The organism is Arthrobacter sp. SAFR-023, from assembly GCF_051965295.1.
Classification (GTDB): Bacteria; Actinomycetota; Actinomycetes; order Actinomycetales; family Micrococcaceae; genus Arthrobacter.
In genome coordinates this window covers 176,489-192,635 of the sequence record NZ_JBQCMF010000010.1, presented here as the reverse complement: position 1 = coordinate 192,635, position 16,147 = coordinate 176,489, and the positions used below count along the sequence as shown (strand labels likewise).

Sequence of the window (16,147 nt, the reverse complement as noted above, 5' to 3'; positions counted from 1 at the left end):
GTCAGGCGGCCGCCGGACACTGTGGATCAGGTGTGGAACGCCAGGAACGAGGACTGGACCTACCCCATGCACTGCCACGCCGAACCGTCCCAGACAGCCCGCGGCGGCTTGTACCCCGGCGGGCTGGTGGCGGACTGGGTGCTGGCCGCCCAGCCCGCCCCGGCGCAGGGGACGCCGCCGACGGCCGCGGATCCGCACCACACCTTCAGGAGCCAGGTGGATTTCTCCTCCGACCAGCCCCATGAGGGCAGCCCGGAAACCGAGTTTGCGCTGAAGCCTGACGTGTTCCTCGAGTTGGACTTCTTCAACAGGAAGTTCGATTTTCCCGACGGTTCCGAGCATGAGATGTGGAGCTTCGAGGGCAACGAATTAGGGCGCCAGTTCCCGGGGTCTACGGTGCGGATGCAGGAGGGCCAGCTGTTCCAGTCGACCATCAAGCCCAGCAAGAGGGTCCACACCATCCACTGGCACGGCATCGAGCCGGATCCGAGGAACGACGGTGTGGGCCACACCTCCTTCGAGGTCACCGGCCATTACACCTACCAGTGGAGGCCCGACGTCGCCGAGCGCGGCAACCCCAACCGCGGCTCGGCGGGCACCTACTTCTACCACTGCCACGTCAACACCCCCCTCCACGTCCAGATGGGCATGTTCGGCGCGGTCGTCGTCGACCCTCCGGCCAACCCTGCCATGCCCGCACCGGCCGGGACACGCCGCCACACCTTTGAAGGTCCGCTCTATGACATCGCCACGGAAACCCTGATCGCGCCGTACTCCCTCGATCCGCGGTGGCACGAACTGAACCATGCCGCCGGGCTTAACGGCGAGGACGCTGGGCTGAACCGCTTTGAGCCAAGGCATTTTTTCCTCCTCGGCGGCAACATCCCCAGCCGGCCGAGGGGCGACGACGTAGTCTGGACCGTCTCCCAGATGCGGGCCAACGTCGTTCGGAACGGCAAGTATCCGACGCTGATCCGCATGGTCAACGTCGATTACTTCCCCACGGTGACCACCATAACGGATGCGGCGGGCAGGCCAGCCAGGATCGCCGAGCTGGTCGCCCACGACGGCCGGCCTTTCTGGACGACGCCCAGCCCCACGGGCCCGGCGGTGCAGCCCTCGATCGCCCGCCAGCCGCTCCTGACCAACATCATCAAGTCCGGCGCCGCCGAGAAGTTTGACTACCTGTTGCATCCCCCGGCTCCCGGCAAATACACCATCAGCGTCCAGTTCCTGCACTGGATCACGTCGAAGGTTCTCGCCACCAGGACTGTCACGGTCACGGCTGCCTGACCGGTCCGTTCGGATCGGTCGCTAAAGCTCGACGGCGGGTGGACGTCAGCGTCGCCGGCCACCCGTCGTCGGGGTAACCAGCTAGCCGCCAATGTGGTGGATGGTAAACGCGGAGAGGAAGCCCACGGCGGCCACCAGGCCGGTGAGGTTGTGGTGCTCCTCGAAGGCCTCGGGGATCATCGTGTCAGCAAGCATGGCGAGGATACCGCCGGCGGCGACGGCGGTGATGAAGGCGACCATGCTGTCGGGCGCGGTTTCAAGCGCGGTGTAGCCGATCAGTGAGGCGAGCCCGCAGAGGAGCGCGATGCCGCCCCATACGCCGAAGACGTACTTGGCGTTGCGGCCGGCCTTCTTCATGCCTGCCGTGCTGGACAGCCCTTCGGGGACGTTCGAGATGAAGACGGCGGCGAGCATGGCCGGGCTTACGGTGCCTGCGGTGATGAGGCCCAGGCCGAGGACCACCGATTCAGGAATGCCGTCCAGGAGTGCCCCGACGGCGATGGCTGTGCCGCTGCCCGGGTCGTCCTTTTCGGAGGGCTGCTGGTCCTTGGAGCGCTTCCGGTGTTTGGCTCCGGAGCGGGCCAGTAGTGCGTTGGCGCCCACGTAGACCACCGCACCGGCAAGGAAGCCGAGGACCGTGGGCCAGAGTCCTCCGCCCTGCACCGCCTCGTCCACGAGCTCGAACGCCAGCGCGGAGATGAGCACGCCGGCGCCGAACGCCATGATCGAGGAGACAAGCTTGGCGGGGATGTTCCATTTCCAGGACAATCCCGAGCCGAGAACCAGCGCTCCGCCGGCCAGAGTTCCCCAAAATAGCGCCTGGGCCCACATGGGCATGGATGTCCGCCTTCCCCGGGCCGTGAGGCCTCGTTGAGCTGAAGGGCCGGCCTTGTTCAGTTACGCCCGCCCCGGTCCACGAGCATTCTCGCAGACGGGAAGTATGAACCCGCGCCGGCAGGCCGGAGACGGGGCAGGTCAGTTACCGGCGGTCAGTTGCCGCTGTCAGTTGCCGGGGTGCGGAGCCGGTGCCAGCCGCGGGTGATGCTTGCCCAGACCGCCCACATGGTGGCCGCGGCGGCCCCGAGCGTCAGGGCAGCTGTGGCGGCCTGGCCAGCGGCGACGTACCGGATGGTGAGTCCGGTAAGGTAGGCGAGCCCGACGGCGGCCGCCACGCCCAGTGCGAACAGGACCAGCCCCGCTGCGGTGCGGAGTGCGCCCTTCGCGGCTCTCGGTTTGGCAGCGGCGGTCGGTTCAATGCGGTCACTGTCTGAGCGCTCAGAGTCGGGGCGCTCAAAGTCGGGAAGCTCAAAGTCGGGAAGCTTAGCCTCGGTCCGGGGCAGCTGCAGCAGGTCAGCGCTGCCGGTTTGAGCTGTCCCGGCCTCAACCCTGCCGGCCCCGCCGTTCATGCCGCCGTCGGCAATCAGGTGCTGTCCGGCGTCGGGCGTTCCAGCTTCCGGGCCGGAGTCGGCGCGGACGCGACGGCCACGGTGGCGCTTGCCGACCGCCGTCGTCGGCCCTTCCCAGACCTCGGCCAGAGTGGTGAAGCCGCGGCGGGAGGCGATGGCGAGGACGATCCGGGCACAGGCCAGTGCGTGTGCCCGCGGCTCGTGCCGCTCGACGGGTGGAAGTTCCAGCGCGGCCAGCACGTCGCTGAGGCGGTGCCGCGGCAGGGTCAGTTGGTCTTCCGCGAGGTGCAGCGCGCAGTAGAAGTCCTTGGCCGGCAGGTCCAGTTGCTCGTGCTCGGTGGCTGTGCGCATCACGGAGGCGTCGTAGGCGGCATCGAAAGCCACGATCGGATCCTCGGAGACGAACTGCAGAATGCCCTCGAGGGACATCTCCCAGTCCGCGGCGTTCTGGACGTCCGGTTTGGGGATGCCGTGAAGCTCCACGTTAATGGGATCGAAGTCGTCGATGCCGGGCGGCGGCTTGATGAGCCACGACGCCGTGTCCACGATGTGCCCGTCCCGGACCTTCACCAGGCCGACGGCGCACGCCGAGCCGCGGTGGCTGTTGGCCGTCTCGAAGCCGATGGCCGTAAAACTGATTCCTGACATCCTTGCCTCCCCAGGGCATTGCACGGGAGGTCCCAAGCGCCGTTGCTTGTGACCTCCCGCACATGACTTCGCTATTCTTGCAGAAGCCATGCAGGATTACGTTCTCTGCTGAAAATGTGACGTGCGCCATTCGGTCAATGAAAAGGCCGTTGACACCTCGCCCGCGGGAGTAGCACCGCTTCAAAGGAGAATGGCTGTTTCACTCGTCCTTCACCGCGTTGCCGACTACGACGCATGGCGCAAGGTCTACGATTCCGTCGCCTGCATGCAGAACGACGGCGTCACTCAACAGTCGGTTCATCGGATGGCGCATGATCCGGACAATGTCCTGGTCATCCATCACTTCGACAACGTGCAGACCGCAAGGGCGTTGTTTGCCAGCGCCGGCAGTGTTCCCTGGCCGAGCTTGCGGGGTTAGGGCACCGGCGGCGACTAGCCCCCCGGATTCGGATCCGCGGCGCCACCAGCGTCCTGCACGGGCAACTGGCCGGTGTGCAGAGGGTCTTTGTGGCGGGCTTCCTGAAGATGCTGCTCCAGCTTCTCTTCCGCGTCCCGGCGGCGTTGGCCCACGGTCCGCATCTGCTGCGTAGTAGGGGCCGAATGGGCGTGGAGATGGGGTCCGTGTTCCAGAAAGTTCTCGCTCATATTGGAATCCTCCCACCGGACTCACCGGGTGGCTACCCATCTGGACGGGGTGTTCTTCGGACGGTGGAGCATTCCCGTTGCTGGCCGCAGAGGGGCCTGCCATTCTGGGTAAATCCCGCTTCCGACGGCGAACGAAAGGACAAGACCATGCCCCTCTATCTATCCAGATTCAGCTACACACCGAAAACGTGGGCAAGGCTGATCAGCAACCCCGAAGACCGACGAAAGGCCGCACAGGCCTACATCGAATCGGTCGGCGGGAAGCTCCACGGTTTCTGGTACGCCTTCGGTAGCCACGACGGCTACAACCTGTGGGAGGCCCCCAGCAACGTGTCGATGGCGGCGGTAGCGATGGCCATCAGCGGAGGCGGTGCGCTCGGCTCACTCGAAACCACGGTGCTCCTGACCGTCGAGGAGACGATGGATGCAATGCGGCAGGCCGCGCAGATCAGGTACCAGCCTCCCGGCGCCGCAGGGCAGCCCGAAGTTACCGTCGACTGAGCCGGGCGCCGTCGATGCAGCGGGCTCAGCGCTGCGGGTTCAGGTCCTTGCGGAAGATCACCGTGCCGTTCGCGTTGCGGAGGGTAACTGAGAACACGTCGTCCTCGCCGAGGTCCACGTGGCCGAAGTACTGGCTTTCGCCGCTGCGCGGGGACTCGCCGGCGTAGGCGCCGGCCCGGGAAAGGGCGCAGTAGTGCACGTCCGCGGTGAGCCAGACCACGTTCTCACGGATGAGCCAGTCGGCCTGTTCTTGCCCGAGGATGTGCGTGAGGCGCGTTTCCTTGCCGTCCGTGTTGGGGTCTTTAAAGGTGCGCATGTCCAGGCAGAAGACGTCCAGCTGCGGCCCGCGGGAGATCTTGCGGTAGATGTGGGCCGGTTCGAATCCGGCTGCCGTCGCTGAGCTGGGCGATGGGCTGGTATTCCTGCCAGGCCTGGCGGCCGCGGGCGGCGAGGACGTCCACGCGGCGCTCGGTGTAGCGGGAGTCGTTGAGGATTTCGCCGGGGTACCAGTTGTTGGTGGTTTCGTGGTCGTCCCACTGGGCGATGACAGGAACCTCGGTGTAGAGGGCGCGGATGTTCCTGTCCATGAGGTTGTAGCGGTGCCGGCCGCGGTATTCCTCCAGGGTTTCGGCCACCTTCGAGACCTCTTCCGTCACGAGGTTGCGCCAAATCTGGCCGCCGGGCTCGGTGACCTTGGCGGCGATGGGGCCGTCAGCGTAAATGGTGTCGCCCGCGTGGATGAAGAAGTCCTGCCTGGTGGCGAGCATGGCTGCGTATCCGCGCATCCCGCCGATGTCCTCGTTAATGCCCCAGCCCTGGCCGGCGGTGTCCCCGGTCCAGACGAAGCTTTGCCCGCGCTTGGTGCCGGCGCTGCGGGACCAGCGGCAGCGCGGATCCGTCCTCGTCCACGGCCAGCAGGTTGGCCACCAGCCGGCCCGCGCCTGACGCCGGGACCAGAGGACGCCCGAGTTGGTGGTGACGTCCCCGGTTGAAATGCCGGACGGCAGGGTCAGGCGGTTGCGGACCAGGGAAACCGCGGCAGGGCGGGCGGCGTGCGCCGGGACCACCAGGGAAGGGGCGACGGCGGCGGCACCGGCAGCGGCGATGGCACCTTTGAGGACGTTGCGGCGGGAAAGAGCAGTCATGAGGCCCATGCTTGACGGGCCGGGTTACGGGCTAACGACGGCGGGGTGAACTCAGCGAAGCACGCCGGTGACGGAGTGCGCAGGACTAAGCCCGCCACCCGCCGTCGTACGTTTTCTTGTAAAGCAGCTCAGCGCGAGGGCACCTCGTCCACGAACGCCACCGGCGCTACGGCTTGCTGGTAGAGCTTGAGGGCGTCGGCCACGGCCAGGTTGCCGAAGTTCAGGGACAGCTGTAGTCCATCGAGCTGGGCGTTGGCGCTCTCGGCCGCACTGACCTTTTCGCCCAGGGCCCGGGAATTGGCGAAGTTCGTGGCCAGCGCGGCGGCGACCGAGAGAATCACTGCCGCCAAACAGAGGAACCGCCAAACAATGGAGTCGTCGCCTAGGGAAAAGATGCCCCGGATCGCCTCGGTAAATCCCGTTCCACCCACCGCGGGGCCGGCCGTGAGCGTGGCTGCCAGGGCACTGCCCACAATGCTGATGTTGGAGAGTCTGTTCCGCCGCGGCCGTTCCCGTCCGAGGTAGGAACGGATGGCCTGCTGCTTCTGGTCTATGCGGTCGGACAGCCGTTGACGCGTATCCGCGGATTCGTCCATGGTCTGCTACACCTTTCTCCCCCCTCGACGTTTTGGATCAGGATCCCACCGGCGGGGGTGGCGGTCCAGAGCCGGGAAGTTGGGGCAGCTCCGCTCCGCCCTGACACGATGATGCGCGACTTCGCGAAGCGGGCGGAGGGAACGGGCGCTCCACAACCTGCCGGCCAGGGAGACAGGTCTGTCTCCCTGTCCGGCGCAGGCAGGCTTGTGTAGCTTAATCCCACAGGACTGCAATGGCGCAGCCCGAGCTGGGGCACGGGATGAGAGGCGACGACTATGGCAAAGACGACCGGAGCGGCACCAAAGCTGGCAAATGCATTGGCCATCGTCCTCGGCACCGGGGAGCTCGGCACTGGAGAAGCAGGCGCCGACCTGATACCGGTCCGTTTGCGGGCCTGGGATGGCTCAGAAGCGGGCCCCGCTGATGCGCCGCTGATCGAGTTCACGTCCCGCCGGGCATTGCGCCGGATCCTCTGGTCCCCTGGGCAGCTGGGCCTGAGCCGGGCGTACGTCGCCGGTGAAATCACCGCACACGGCGACATCTTCGAGGCCTTCGCCGCGCTGAGTTCCGCCGGCAAGTTCGCCGAACCAGGCCCATTCAGCCCGCCGACGCCCCGGGAACTCTGGACGCTGCTGAAAACCGGCATCCTGCTCGGCGCGCTGGGCCCCAACCCTGCTCCCCCGCCGGAGGAAGCGAAGGTGGAAAAGCACGGCCACAGGCACTCCAAGAAGCGCGACGCCGCCGCGATCTCACACCACTACGACGTCGGCAACGACTTCTACCGGCTGCTCCTCGGCCCGTCGATGGTGTATTCCTGCGCAGTCTGGTCCGATGAAAGCAAAAGCCTGGAAGAAGCCCAGGAGGAGAAGCTCGATCTGGTCTGCCGCAAACTGGGCCTGCAGCCGGGCCAGCGCCTGCTGGACGTTGGCTGCGGCTGGGGCAGCTTCGCCCTGCACGCCGCCGAGCGGTACGGCGTCACCGTTGTTGGAATCACGATTTCCACCGAACAGGCCGAGCTGGTCCGCAAGCGGGTGGCCGAAGCCGGACTGACGGACCGAGTGGAGATCCGCGTCCAGGACTACCGCGAAATCGACGACGGCCCGTTCGATGCGATCAGCTCCATCGGCATGTCCGAGCACGTGGGCCGCGAGCAGCTGAATCGCTACGTCTCGCAGCTCCACAGCCTGCTCCGCCCGGGCGGCCGCATGCTTAATCACGCCATCTCCTGGAACGCCGGGCACACGGAGGACGATCCCGATTCCTTCATCCCCCGCTACGTCTTCCCCGACGGCCAGATGCTCAGCCTTTCCGAGGTCATGACGGCGCTGGAGGGCGGCGGCTTCGAAGTGCTCGACGTCGAGGCCCTCCGCCGGCACTATGCCCTGACGCTGCGCGCATGGGTCAAGAACCTCGAGGAGAACTGGGACGAAGCCGTGCGGCTCACAACTGACGGCCGCGCCCGCGTCTGGCGGCTGTACATGGCGGCCAGCGCGCTCGGATTCGAAGACGGCCTGACAGGCGTGAACCAGGTGCTGGTGCAGAAGCGCGGCGGCCAGGAGCCGCCGCTGCGGCTGAGGGAATGGACTGCTGGTTAAGCCTGTCGAAACCAAGAAACCCACATAAGGAGCAAGGACAATGGCTAACATTCTGATGGTCGTCTCGGCGGCCGATTCGCTGACCATGAAGGATGGCAGCCAGCACCCCACCGGGTTCTGGGCAGAAGAGCTGGTGGTGGCACACCGGACCCTGCAGCAGGCCGGGCACAACGTGGACTTCGCCACGCCCGGCGGCGTCAAGCCCACCGTCGATAAGATCAGCCTGCAGGCGGAAATGGTCGGCAGCGAGGAGCGGGCGGAGGACTTCCGCACCTATCTGGACATGATCGACGTCGACCTCTTCGCGCCGCTGGTGCTGGCCAACGTCGACCTGTCCGGGTACGACGCCGTCGTCCTGCCGGGCGGCCATGGCCCCATGGCGGACCTGTTCCAGGACAAGGACCTCGGCCGGATCCTCGTGGAGGCCAACGGGGCCGGCAAGATCATCGCGCCCTTCTGCCACGGCCCGGCGGGCCTGCTCAGCGCCACGGCCGACGACGGCGCGTTCGCTTTCGCTGGCCGCAAGCTGGCGGTGTTCGCGAACTCGGAGGAACTGGGCGGCGGCACCGGCGAGAACACGCCGTGGTTTGTGGAGACGGCGCTGCGGGAGAAGGGCGCCAACGTGGAAACCGGCCCGGACTGGGCCAGCTACGTGGTGCGGGAAGGCAACCTGATCAGCGGCCAGAACCCGCAGTCCAGCGAGGACGTGGCCAAGGAGGTCATCAAGGCCCTCGCCGAGTAGGCTCTGGCTGGAACAGCTACCCCTCAGTCGCCCATGCCGGGCTGGACGCGCACGAAGTCGACCTTGTTTCCGGGGTTGCTCCGGCTCTTCTGGTGACGCGAGAATCCCTTCGCATCCAGGTGGTTCTGTGCGCGGAACTCGGCCAGGGCTTCGTCGTAGGCCTGGTTGAGACGCTTGCCGGAGACCTTCTCCGCTGTGCCGTCGGAAAAGGTGACGGAGACGAGGATGTTCTCCGGGAAATGCCGGTTCATCCGGATGAAGCCTTCGGCATCCTGCTGCAGATTGATCAATGTGGTCCGCCTTCTGGTTGGGGGTTCCAGTCTGCCCTACTTCTCAGCCACCACTGCTGGTTGAGCCTGTCGAAACCAGGTGACCCTTGATCTCGACAGGCTCGATCAGCGGTAAGTGGCGCTAACCCGCCAGCCCGGCGACCAGGAAGATCACCGCCGCGATGGCGAAGCCCATGACACCGATGAGGGTTTCCATGATTGTCCAGGTCTTCAGCGTGGTCTTGACGTCCATGCCGAAGAAGCGGCCCACCAGCCAAAAGCCCGAGTCGTTTACATGGGAGACCACCACGGAGCCGGCGGCCACGGCGATCACCATGGCGGCGATCTGCATCCCGTTCAGTCCGGCCGAGGCGACGGCGGGAGCGATAAGGCCTGCGGTGGTGGTCAGCGCCACTGTCGCGGAGCCCTGGGCGATGCGCAAGATCGAGGAGACCAAGAAGCCTGCCAGGATCAACGGGATGCCCATGTTGCCCAGCACGTCCGCAAGGGCGTCGCCGATGCCGGAGGTGCGCAGCACACCGCCGAACATGCCGCCGGCGCCGGTGATGAGGATGACCGAGCAGACCGGGCCCAGCGAGGACTCGAGCAGCTTCTCCAGTGCACCGTTGTGGACGCCACGGCGGGCGCCGAGGACGAACATCGCCACGAGGACAGAAATGAGCAGGGCCACCGGGGTCTCGCCCAGGGTCCGCAGCACCTGGAACCACTGCTCGTCCTTGACCGATTCGGACAGGACGCCGGATGCGGCGAAGGTGTTCAGGCCCGTGTTGATGAATATCAGGACCAGCGGCAGAAGCAGCAGGCCAATGACGGTACGGAACCTCGGCGGGTGGGATTCGGCGTCGGCACTGGCGTGGCCAAGGAGTTCGGGAACCGGGAGCACCAGCTTCTTACCGGTCCACAGGCCGTACAGGTAGGCGGTGACGTACCAGGTGGGGATCGCGGTCAGGAGGCCGGCGATGGTGACCAGGCCGACGTTCGCCTCAAAGAAGGCCGACGCCGAGACGGGTCCCGGGTGCGGCGGCAGGAAGATGTGCATCACGGAGAAGGCACCGGCAGCGGGGAGGCCATAGCGCAGCACTCCGCCGCCCAGACGGTGCGCCACGGCGAACACGACGGGGAGCATGACCACGAGGCCGGCGTCGAAGAAGATCGGGAAGCCGAAGATCAGGGAGGCGAGGCCCAGCGCGAACGGGGCGCGCTTTTCACCGAAGATGCCGATCAGGTAGTCGGCCAGCACCTTCGCGCCGCCGCTGGTTTCCACGATGCGGCCCAGCATGGCGCCCAGACCGACAAGCAGCGCAACGGTGCCGAGGGTGGTGCCGAAACCGTTCACCAGCACCGGCACCACCTGGTTGGCGGGGATGCCCGTGGCGAAGGCCGTGGCGAGGCTGACCAGGATCAGCGCAAGCAGCGCGTGCATGCGCAGCCTGATGATCAGGAACAGCAGGACGCCGATTGCGGCAGCCGCGATTAGCAGCAGTGGTCCTGCGCCCAGTGTTTGGGTCCATCCTTCGATGGTCATGGTTCTCCTTTGAAACAGGGACTTGCAGTTGGGGAGGTGAAAGAGTGAAGCGGGCGCTTAGTTAGTGCACGGTGCTTTGCCCGACGGGAGCTTCAGCGCTGCGAGGATGGCCTCGATGAGTTCCTCCGGGGAGCGTGTGATGTCCAGGCGGAGGCTGCCACCTTCCAGTTCTTCGGCGGTCAGCGGTTCCAGGGTGGCCAGCTGACTGGGCAGAAGCGTGGGCGGCATGAAGTGGCCCTCGCGTCCCTGCATGCGCTGGCTGATCAGGGCGGCATCGCCGTGCAGGTGGATGAAGAGGACACGGCCTTCGGCTTCGGCCAGCAGCTTGCGGTAGCTCTGCTTGAGCGCGGAGCAGGTGAGCACGGTGCTTTGGCCGGCGCGCGCCTGCCCGGTCATCCAGTTCTGGATCTGCTGCAGCCAGGGCCAGCGGTCCTCGTCCTGCAGCGGGATGCCCCGGCTCATCTTGTCGATGTTGGACTGCGGGTGGAACTCGTCCGCCTCCGCGCTTGCCCAGCCTAGGTGCTTGGACAGGGCCGCGGCGATGGTGGACTTGCCCGAACCGGCAACGCCCATCACCACCAGATGCGTGGCTGGATACTGCATGTTTACCTCCGAAGAAGACGTCTTTGGCTTGTGGAAGAAGCTCAATCAGCAGCCCGGTTCGAACTGCGCTGGAGATTAAGGTATCACCAATTTACGTAAAAGATACTATCTTTTCGTGTCACAGGTCATACCTTTGCCGTCTTCTTCCGGTATTCTTAAGGAGCGCTTCAGCGCAAAGGGAAGGCAGGATGATGTCGACGGCGACAGAAGACCGGGCGGATAACGCGGACGACGGCGGGTTGTCACCCGCCATGCACGAGCGCGTCCTCGACGCTGTAGGCGTCGCTATCGCCTCCGGCGCACTGGCGCCGGGAAGCCGCCTGACCCTTGAAGGCCTGCAGCAGGAGTACGGCGTGTCCCGGACCGTGGCTCGGGACACCATGAAGGTGCTCGAGTCGATGAACCTCGTTTACTCGCGCCGCCGGGTGGGGATCGTGGTGCAGAGCCCGGAGCTCTGGAATGTCTACGACCCCAAGCTGGTGCGGTGGCGCCTCGCATCCAAGCGTCGCGCCCAGCAGTACGCCAGCCTCACCGAGCTGCGCATCGCCGTCGAACCCATTGCAGCGGCAGGTGCAGCCCGCCGGGCCAGCGCCGCGGAACGCAGCCAGCTCGTGGCACTGGCCGCGGACCTGCGGCGGCTGGGAGAAGCGGGAGAGCTAGAGGGCTTCCTCGAGGCGGACATCGCCTACCACCGGCTGCTGTTGAAGAGCTGCGGCAACGAAATGTTCTCGTCCCTCGAAGGGATGGTGGCCGAAGTGCTCACCAGCCGCACGCAGCAGGGGCTCATGCCGTTCAAGCCGCGGCCCGAGGCGCTCGACGCGCATGAGGAAGCGGCGGCCGCGGTTGCTGCCGGGGACGCCACGGCAGCGGAGAGGGCTGTGCACCACATCCTCGACGAGGTCCGCGAAGCAATGGGGCTGCACTAGGCGCTGGTTGCGCCCGCCACACTGGGTTCAGGAGCGGTGGTCCTGTTCATAGACGTCGGGGATGCCGTCCTGGTCTGAGTCGATTTCCTCTTCAGCTTCTGCCAGCCGGTATTGGCGGTTTCTGGTGCTGAGGACGGCGGCTGCGAGCAGTGCAGCAATGAGGGACGCGGTTAGAATGCCGACTTTAGCGTGGTCGTCATGGATGCTTCCGTGACCGAAACTCAGTTCAGCCACGAGCAGGGAGACGGTGAAACCTATTCCCGCCAGGACGGAGACTCCGAAGATGTCGATCCATTTGAAGGAATCATCCAGCCTTGCCCTGGTTGCCTTCGTGAGAATCCAGGTGGTGCCGAGAATCCCGGCAGGCTTACCCAGCACGAGGGCGAGGATGATGCCTAGGGCGACCGGGTCGGTCAGGGCCGAGACCAGTCCTTCCCATCCTCCGACGGCGACTCCGGCGGAGAAAAACGCGAAGATCGGTACGGCGATGCCGGCGGAGATGGGGCGGAAGCGGTGTTCGAACGTTTCCGCGAGGCCGGGGCCGACTTTGGGACCACCGCTGGCCTGGGAGCGGATCACGGGGACGGCGAATCCCAGCAGCACCCCGGCGACGGTGGCGTGGATGCCTGAGGCGTGAACGAGCGCCCAAGTGGCGATGCCCAGGGGCAGCAGGATGAGCCAGGCAGATGCCAGCCTGGTGCCGAAGAACCGGCGGTATTTCTGGGCGAGGAAGGTGTAGAGGCCCAGAGGGATCAGCGCCAGCAGCAGTGGCCCGGGCTGGATCTCGCTGGAGTAGAAGACGGCGATGATGCTGATCGCGATCAGGTCATCGACCACGGCGAGGGTGAGCAGGAAGATCCGCAGCGCGCTGGGCAGGTGGGAGCCGATGATCGCCAGGACGGCCACGGCAAAGGCGATGTCGGTGGCCGTGGGGATCGCCCATCCCCGCAACGTCTCCGGACTCGAGAGGTTGATTAGGGCGTAGATTACCGCGGGCACAACGACGCCGCCGACGGCGGCGGCGATCGGGACGATGGATTTGCTGATCTGTCGCAGGTCTCCGGCGACGAACTCCCGTTTGAGTTCGAGTCCGACGAGGAAGAAGAAGATTGCCAGCAGGCCATCGGCGGCCCAGGCTCCGAGGCTGAGGTTAAGGTGCCAGGGCTCGTAGCCGATCCTGAAGTCCCGGAGTCCGAAATAGCTCTCGGCCAGGGGGGAATTGGCCCAGATGAGCGCGATAACGGCTGCGGCGACCAGCAGGGTGCCGCCGACGGTTTCTTTCCGCAGTATCGCCGCAATGCGCAGCGCCTCGGCGTAGCTGCCGCGTCCGAAGACGGTGGATCCGCGGCGGGGCGGAGTTGAGGGTGGGTTCTGGTCCATTAGGCGTCCTGATCGTTGGGTCGACAAATACCGTGCCGACCAGACTTCCCGGCTCACCTGCCTCCAGTCTATGGGACGGGGCCGCCCTGACACGAACGGTCCCCGGTTGACCCGTTGAGCCCGCCGAAACCAAAGCCCTCAGCCCTAAAGCCGAGCATCCGAGAAGGGAACGCTGGGCAGACGCCCTGCGTGCCAGTCCTCGGTGGAGCGCACACCGGGAGTGTGGCCACGGCCGTCGGTGAGGACGGCACGGACGGTGGCGCCGATAACCCAGAGTCCAACGAGCAGGATGACGATGAGCAGTTCCATGGTGTTTCCCTCGGATGAGTGTTGGTGCTGATTGGTGATTTCAGTGTGTGCGGCACGCGTGTGAGCAAGCGTGTGAGCCACCGCAGACAGCGAAAAGCCGCGGCGGTACCATGAGCCGTATGGCCGAGACGTGGATCCGGCTCCTCGGTCCGCCGCGGATCGAGGCCCTTGGCGCAAGTCCTCCACAGCCCCGCGGCCGCAAGGCCTGGGCTGTGCTGGCCTACCTCGCCCTGCAGGCTGCCGGCACCGGACGATCGAGGACCGCCACACTGCTGTTTCCCGATGCTGCTGATCCGCTCGGCGCCCTGCGCTGGAACCTCTCCGAGCTGCGGCGGACGCTCGCAGGTGTAACGCTGGACGGCGATCCGCTTCGGCTGGCGCTGCAGCCGCCGTGGCGCTGCGACGCCGTCGAACTCGTCGGGGCGGGTGCCATCCCCCGCCCCGACCCGCACAGCCTGAACGGCCAACTGCTGGAGGGGTTATCCTTCGGCGATTGCCCGGTGTTCGATTCCTGGCTGGCGGACCAGCGCTACCGGCTGGAGAACTGCGCGCAGTCACTGCTGTACGAGTCCTCGGTGTCCGCGCTGGCTTCCGGCGATCCCCGCGGGGCAGCGGAACTGGCTGCCCGGGCGCTGCAGCGGGACCCGTTCCACACCGACTGCAACGCTGTGCTGGTCCGGGCGCTGGTGGCGATCGGTGAGCACCGGCATGCCCGCGAGCATGTGGCCAAGTGCGCCAACCTCTACCGCGACGAGCTGGGCATGCCTCTGCCGCCGGAAATCCGCAGGGCACTGTCCGGTGCAGAGCCGGAGGCCGACCCGGGAGTTCCCGCCACCGCGGCCACCGTGCGGTCCTATCTCGACGCCGGCGGCGCCTCGCTCTCGGTCGGAGCCGTGGACCGGGGGCTGGATCAGCTGCGGCTCGCCGTCGTCCTGGCCCAGCGCACCCCGGACCACCACCTTCTCGCCGAGTCGCTGGTCACGCTGGCCGGGGCAATGATCCACCAGGCGGGCGGCCGCGGCGCTGAGGTGGCGGACTTCCTGCACCGGGCGTTGTCGGCTGAGGCATCTCCGGCCGACGCACCGAAGGACAGGGTCCAGGCGGAAAAGCACGACGGCGTCTCCCCCACTACCGCGGCCGCGTACCGCGAGTTGGGGTACCTGTCCGTCCAGCGGGGCGTTCCGGACCGCGCGGCGGGCTGGCTGGCGCAGGCCAGAAAAGCCGCGGGCGGATTCCCTGAGGAGCAGGCGCGGGTCCTGGCAATCCAAGGCATGCTGGCGTCGGACACCGCACGTTATGGCGAAGCGGTGGAGGCGCTGACCGCGTCCGTCAGGCTGGCCCGGGAGGCGCGGAACCGCCGGCAGCTGGCGTTCAGCAGCGCGCTCCTTGGCCGCGTGTGGCTGCTGCGCGGGGAGCTGGAGCTCGGGGCCGAGACGCTGGACCACGCATGGGAGTGGATTCTCGCCGAGCATTGGACAGCATTCGAACCTTTCGTAGCTGGAGTCCGCGGCGAAACGTACCTGGCAGCCGGCGATCTGGAGGCTGCCGCGGAGATGATCGACCGGTCCTGGGTGATGGCGGACCTGGCCGGGGACCACTGCTACATGGCCCTCGCCGCGGGGGCGGAGGCCCGGCTGTTCCTGGCGCATGGCGACCTCGCGGCGGCGCAGCATTGGGTGGAAAGAGGCATGGAGCCCAGGCCCTGGTACCTCTGGTACTCGGCCCGGCTGCTGGACGTTGCCGCGGAGGTGGCCATGGCGGCAAGGTCTGAGCAGGCGGGAGAAGTGGTGGAGCGCCTCGGCGCACTTGCGAGCCGGAGCGGGATGCGCGAGTTCGTGGTCCGGGCACAGTCCCACCGCGCCGTACTTGGCGACGACGCCGCAGCCCGGGCCGTGCCATGGCTGGCGAAGGAGATCGACAGCCCAGCGCTGACCGCGTTCCTCGCGGCCCGCGGCCAGCTGTAATGGGCCTATCCTCTGTTGAGCAGCCCCTGCACCTGGAGCAGGAACTTCCGGCCGCCGTCGGTCAGCACAGGATGGTCGGTGTAGTGGCCGCCGGAAACCGTCAGCTGCAGGCATTTCAGGGTCGAGCGGCTGCGGAGGTACATGTCCCGGCCAAGGTCCAGCGGGATGCGCGGCTCGGCCTTAGTGCGGAACCCTTCGACAGTGAGGGTGTCAGCGATGATCCGCGCCCGCTCCTCCCAACGCGGCGTGGTCCCGTCGAGCAACCATTGCACCAGGAGGCCGTTCACTATGGCTGCCGCTTCCTCCGAAGGGTTGGCGACGGCTTTGGCGAGATAATCCCACAACGGACGGCCGCCGTCGGACATCTTGCGGCCAGCGGGCGAGAGCAGCAGCCGCCCCTTGGACTTCCGGAGCAGTTTCCAGTCCTGCAGCTGCTCCCGGAGCTGCAGGAACTGGCAGAGTCTGGACCTCGCGGTTGGCCTTGCCGGGCCATGTGTCGCCGAGGCCGAGGGCTTCAAAGGTCTCCCTGACGAAGGCCGGTTTGAGGTAGCCATCCTGGGTTAGCGGCAGCCGGTCGG

The 16,147-nt window shown here is 66.5% G+C and carries 17 protein-coding genes and 1 pseudogene; 7 read left to right on the top strand and 11 right to left on the bottom strand.

Translation table 11 applies throughout. From position 1 onward, the window contains the following. Positions 1 to 1,293 (top strand): multicopper oxidase domain-containing protein (locus ACTHQX_RS12770; protein WP_440158042.1); only part of this gene is annotated, 1,293 nt, incomplete at its 5' end. Between the two features lie 81 nt (positions 1,294 to 1,374). Here ACTHQX_RS12770 and ACTHQX_RS12765 read toward each other — a convergent pair. Further along, positions 1,375 to 2,130 carry a ZIP family metal transporter gene (locus tag ACTHQX_RS12765; protein WP_440158041.1) on the bottom strand — a complete coding sequence of 252 codons (756 nt, stop codon included), beginning with the start codon at positions 2,128 to 2,130 and terminating at the stop codon, positions 1,375 to 1,377. 152 nt (positions 2,131 to 2,282) lie between these two features. Beyond that, the gene (locus ACTHQX_RS12760; RefSeq protein ID WP_440158040.1) at positions 2,283 to 3,347 is read right to left on the bottom strand and encodes a hypothetical protein; all 1,065 of its coding nucleotides are present in this window, start codon (positions 3,345 to 3,347) and stop codon (positions 2,283 to 2,285) included. Positions 3,348 to 3,537: 190 nt separating this feature from the next. Here ACTHQX_RS12760 and ACTHQX_RS12755 point away from each other — a divergent pair, with 190 nt between their 5' ends. After that, positions 3,538 to 3,765: a hypothetical protein gene (locus ACTHQX_RS12755; RefSeq protein ID WP_440158039.1), complete on the top strand. Its 228-nt coding sequence runs from the start codon at positions 3,538 to 3,540 to the stop codon at positions 3,763 to 3,765. Positions 3,766 to 3,779: 14 nt separating this feature from the next. On the opposite strand, the gene ACTHQX_RS12750 is transcribed toward ACTHQX_RS12755, so the two are convergent. Beyond that, on the bottom strand, positions 3,780 to 3,992 hold the full coding sequence (locus tag ACTHQX_RS12750; RefSeq protein WP_440158038.1) for a hypothetical protein: 213 nt from the start codon (positions 3,990 to 3,992) through the stop codon (positions 3,780 to 3,782). Between the two features lie 147 nt (positions 3,993 to 4,139). On the opposite strand from ACTHQX_RS12750, the gene ACTHQX_RS12745 reads away from it, so the two are divergent. Then, the gene (locus tag ACTHQX_RS12745; protein ID WP_440158037.1) at positions 4,140 to 4,493 is read left to right on the top strand and encodes a GYD domain-containing protein; all 354 of its coding nucleotides are present in this window, start codon (positions 4,140 to 4,142) and stop codon (positions 4,491 to 4,493) included. Positions 4,494 to 4,518: 25 nt separating this feature from the next. Here ACTHQX_RS12745 and ACTHQX_RS12740 read toward each other — a convergent pair. Further along, a pseudogene (locus ACTHQX_RS12740) lies at positions 4,519 to 5,647 on the bottom strand (alkaline phosphatase D family protein). A gap of 119 nt (positions 5,648 to 5,766) precedes the next feature. Then, a complete protein-coding gene (locus tag ACTHQX_RS12735) occupies positions 5,767 to 6,234 on the bottom strand; it encodes a hypothetical protein (protein WP_236807570.1) in 468 nt (155 codons plus the stop codon). A gap of 276 nt (positions 6,235 to 6,510) precedes the next feature. Between ACTHQX_RS12735 and ACTHQX_RS12730 the strand changes: the two genes are divergently transcribed. Together ACTHQX_RS12730 and ACTHQX_RS12725 are read left to right on the top strand one after the other, a co-directional pair. Further along, on the top strand, positions 6,511 to 7,830 hold the full coding sequence (locus ACTHQX_RS12730) for a class I SAM-dependent methyltransferase (RefSeq protein ID WP_440158036.1): 1,320 nt from the start codon (positions 6,511 to 6,513) through the stop codon (positions 7,828 to 7,830). A 40-nt stretch (positions 7,831 to 7,870) separates the two neighbouring features. Next, a complete protein-coding gene (locus ACTHQX_RS12725) occupies positions 7,871 to 8,572 on the top strand; it encodes a type 1 glutamine amidotransferase domain-containing protein (RefSeq protein WP_440158035.1) in 702 nt (233 codons plus the stop codon). A 23-nt stretch (positions 8,573 to 8,595) separates the two neighbouring features. On the opposite strand, the gene ACTHQX_RS12720 is transcribed toward ACTHQX_RS12725, so the two are convergent. From ACTHQX_RS12720 to ACTHQX_RS12710, 3 genes are all read right to left on the bottom strand, one after another. Then, positions 8,596 to 8,862, bottom strand: a complete 267-nt coding sequence (locus ACTHQX_RS12720) for a hypothetical protein (protein WP_440158034.1) — start codon at positions 8,860 to 8,862, stop codon at positions 8,596 to 8,598. Between the two features lie 121 nt (positions 8,863 to 8,983). Then, positions 8,984 to 10,387, bottom strand: coding sequence for a GntP family permease (locus ACTHQX_RS12715; protein ID WP_440158033.1), 1,404 nt, complete (start codon positions 10,385 to 10,387; stop codon positions 8,984 to 8,986). Between the two features lie 57 nt (positions 10,388 to 10,444). Then, positions 10,445 to 10,990, bottom strand: a complete 546-nt coding sequence (locus ACTHQX_RS12710; protein WP_440158032.1) for a gluconokinase — start codon at positions 10,988 to 10,990, stop codon at positions 10,445 to 10,447. A 191-nt stretch (positions 10,991 to 11,181) separates the two neighbouring features. On the opposite strand from ACTHQX_RS12710, the gene ACTHQX_RS12705 reads away from it, so the two are divergent. Then, positions 11,182 to 11,916, top strand: coding sequence for a FadR/GntR family transcriptional regulator (locus ACTHQX_RS12705; RefSeq protein WP_440158031.1), 735 nt, complete (start codon positions 11,182 to 11,184; stop codon positions 11,914 to 11,916). A 27-nt stretch (positions 11,917 to 11,943) separates the two neighbouring features. Here the strand turns inward: ACTHQX_RS12705 and nhaA are convergent, their stop codons facing one another. Continuing rightward, positions 11,944 to 13,296: a Na+/H+ antiporter NhaA gene (gene nhaA / locus ACTHQX_RS12700; RefSeq protein WP_440158030.1), complete on the bottom strand. Its 1,353-nt coding sequence runs from the start codon at positions 13,294 to 13,296 to the stop codon at positions 11,944 to 11,946. Positions 13,297 to 13,440: 144 nt separating this feature from the next. Next, positions 13,441 to 13,605 (bottom strand): hypothetical protein, encoded by a 165-nt coding sequence (locus tag ACTHQX_RS12695; protein WP_440158029.1) that lies wholly within the window; start codon positions 13,603 to 13,605, stop codon positions 13,441 to 13,443. Between the two features lie 119 nt (positions 13,606 to 13,724). Between ACTHQX_RS12695 and ACTHQX_RS12690 the strand changes: the two genes are divergently transcribed. Next, positions 13,725 to 15,569, top strand: a complete 1,845-nt coding sequence (locus ACTHQX_RS12690; RefSeq protein WP_440158028.1) for a tetratricopeptide repeat protein — start codon at positions 13,725 to 13,727, stop codon at positions 15,567 to 15,569. A gap of 5 nt (positions 15,570 to 15,574) precedes the next feature. Here the strand turns inward: ACTHQX_RS12690 and ACTHQX_RS12685 are convergent, their stop codons facing one another. Next, positions 15,575 to 16,087 (bottom strand): hypothetical protein, encoded by a 513-nt coding sequence (locus ACTHQX_RS12685; RefSeq protein ID WP_440158053.1) that lies wholly within the window; start codon positions 16,085 to 16,087, stop codon positions 15,575 to 15,577. Between the last annotated feature and the right edge of the window lie 60 nt (positions 16,088 to 16,147).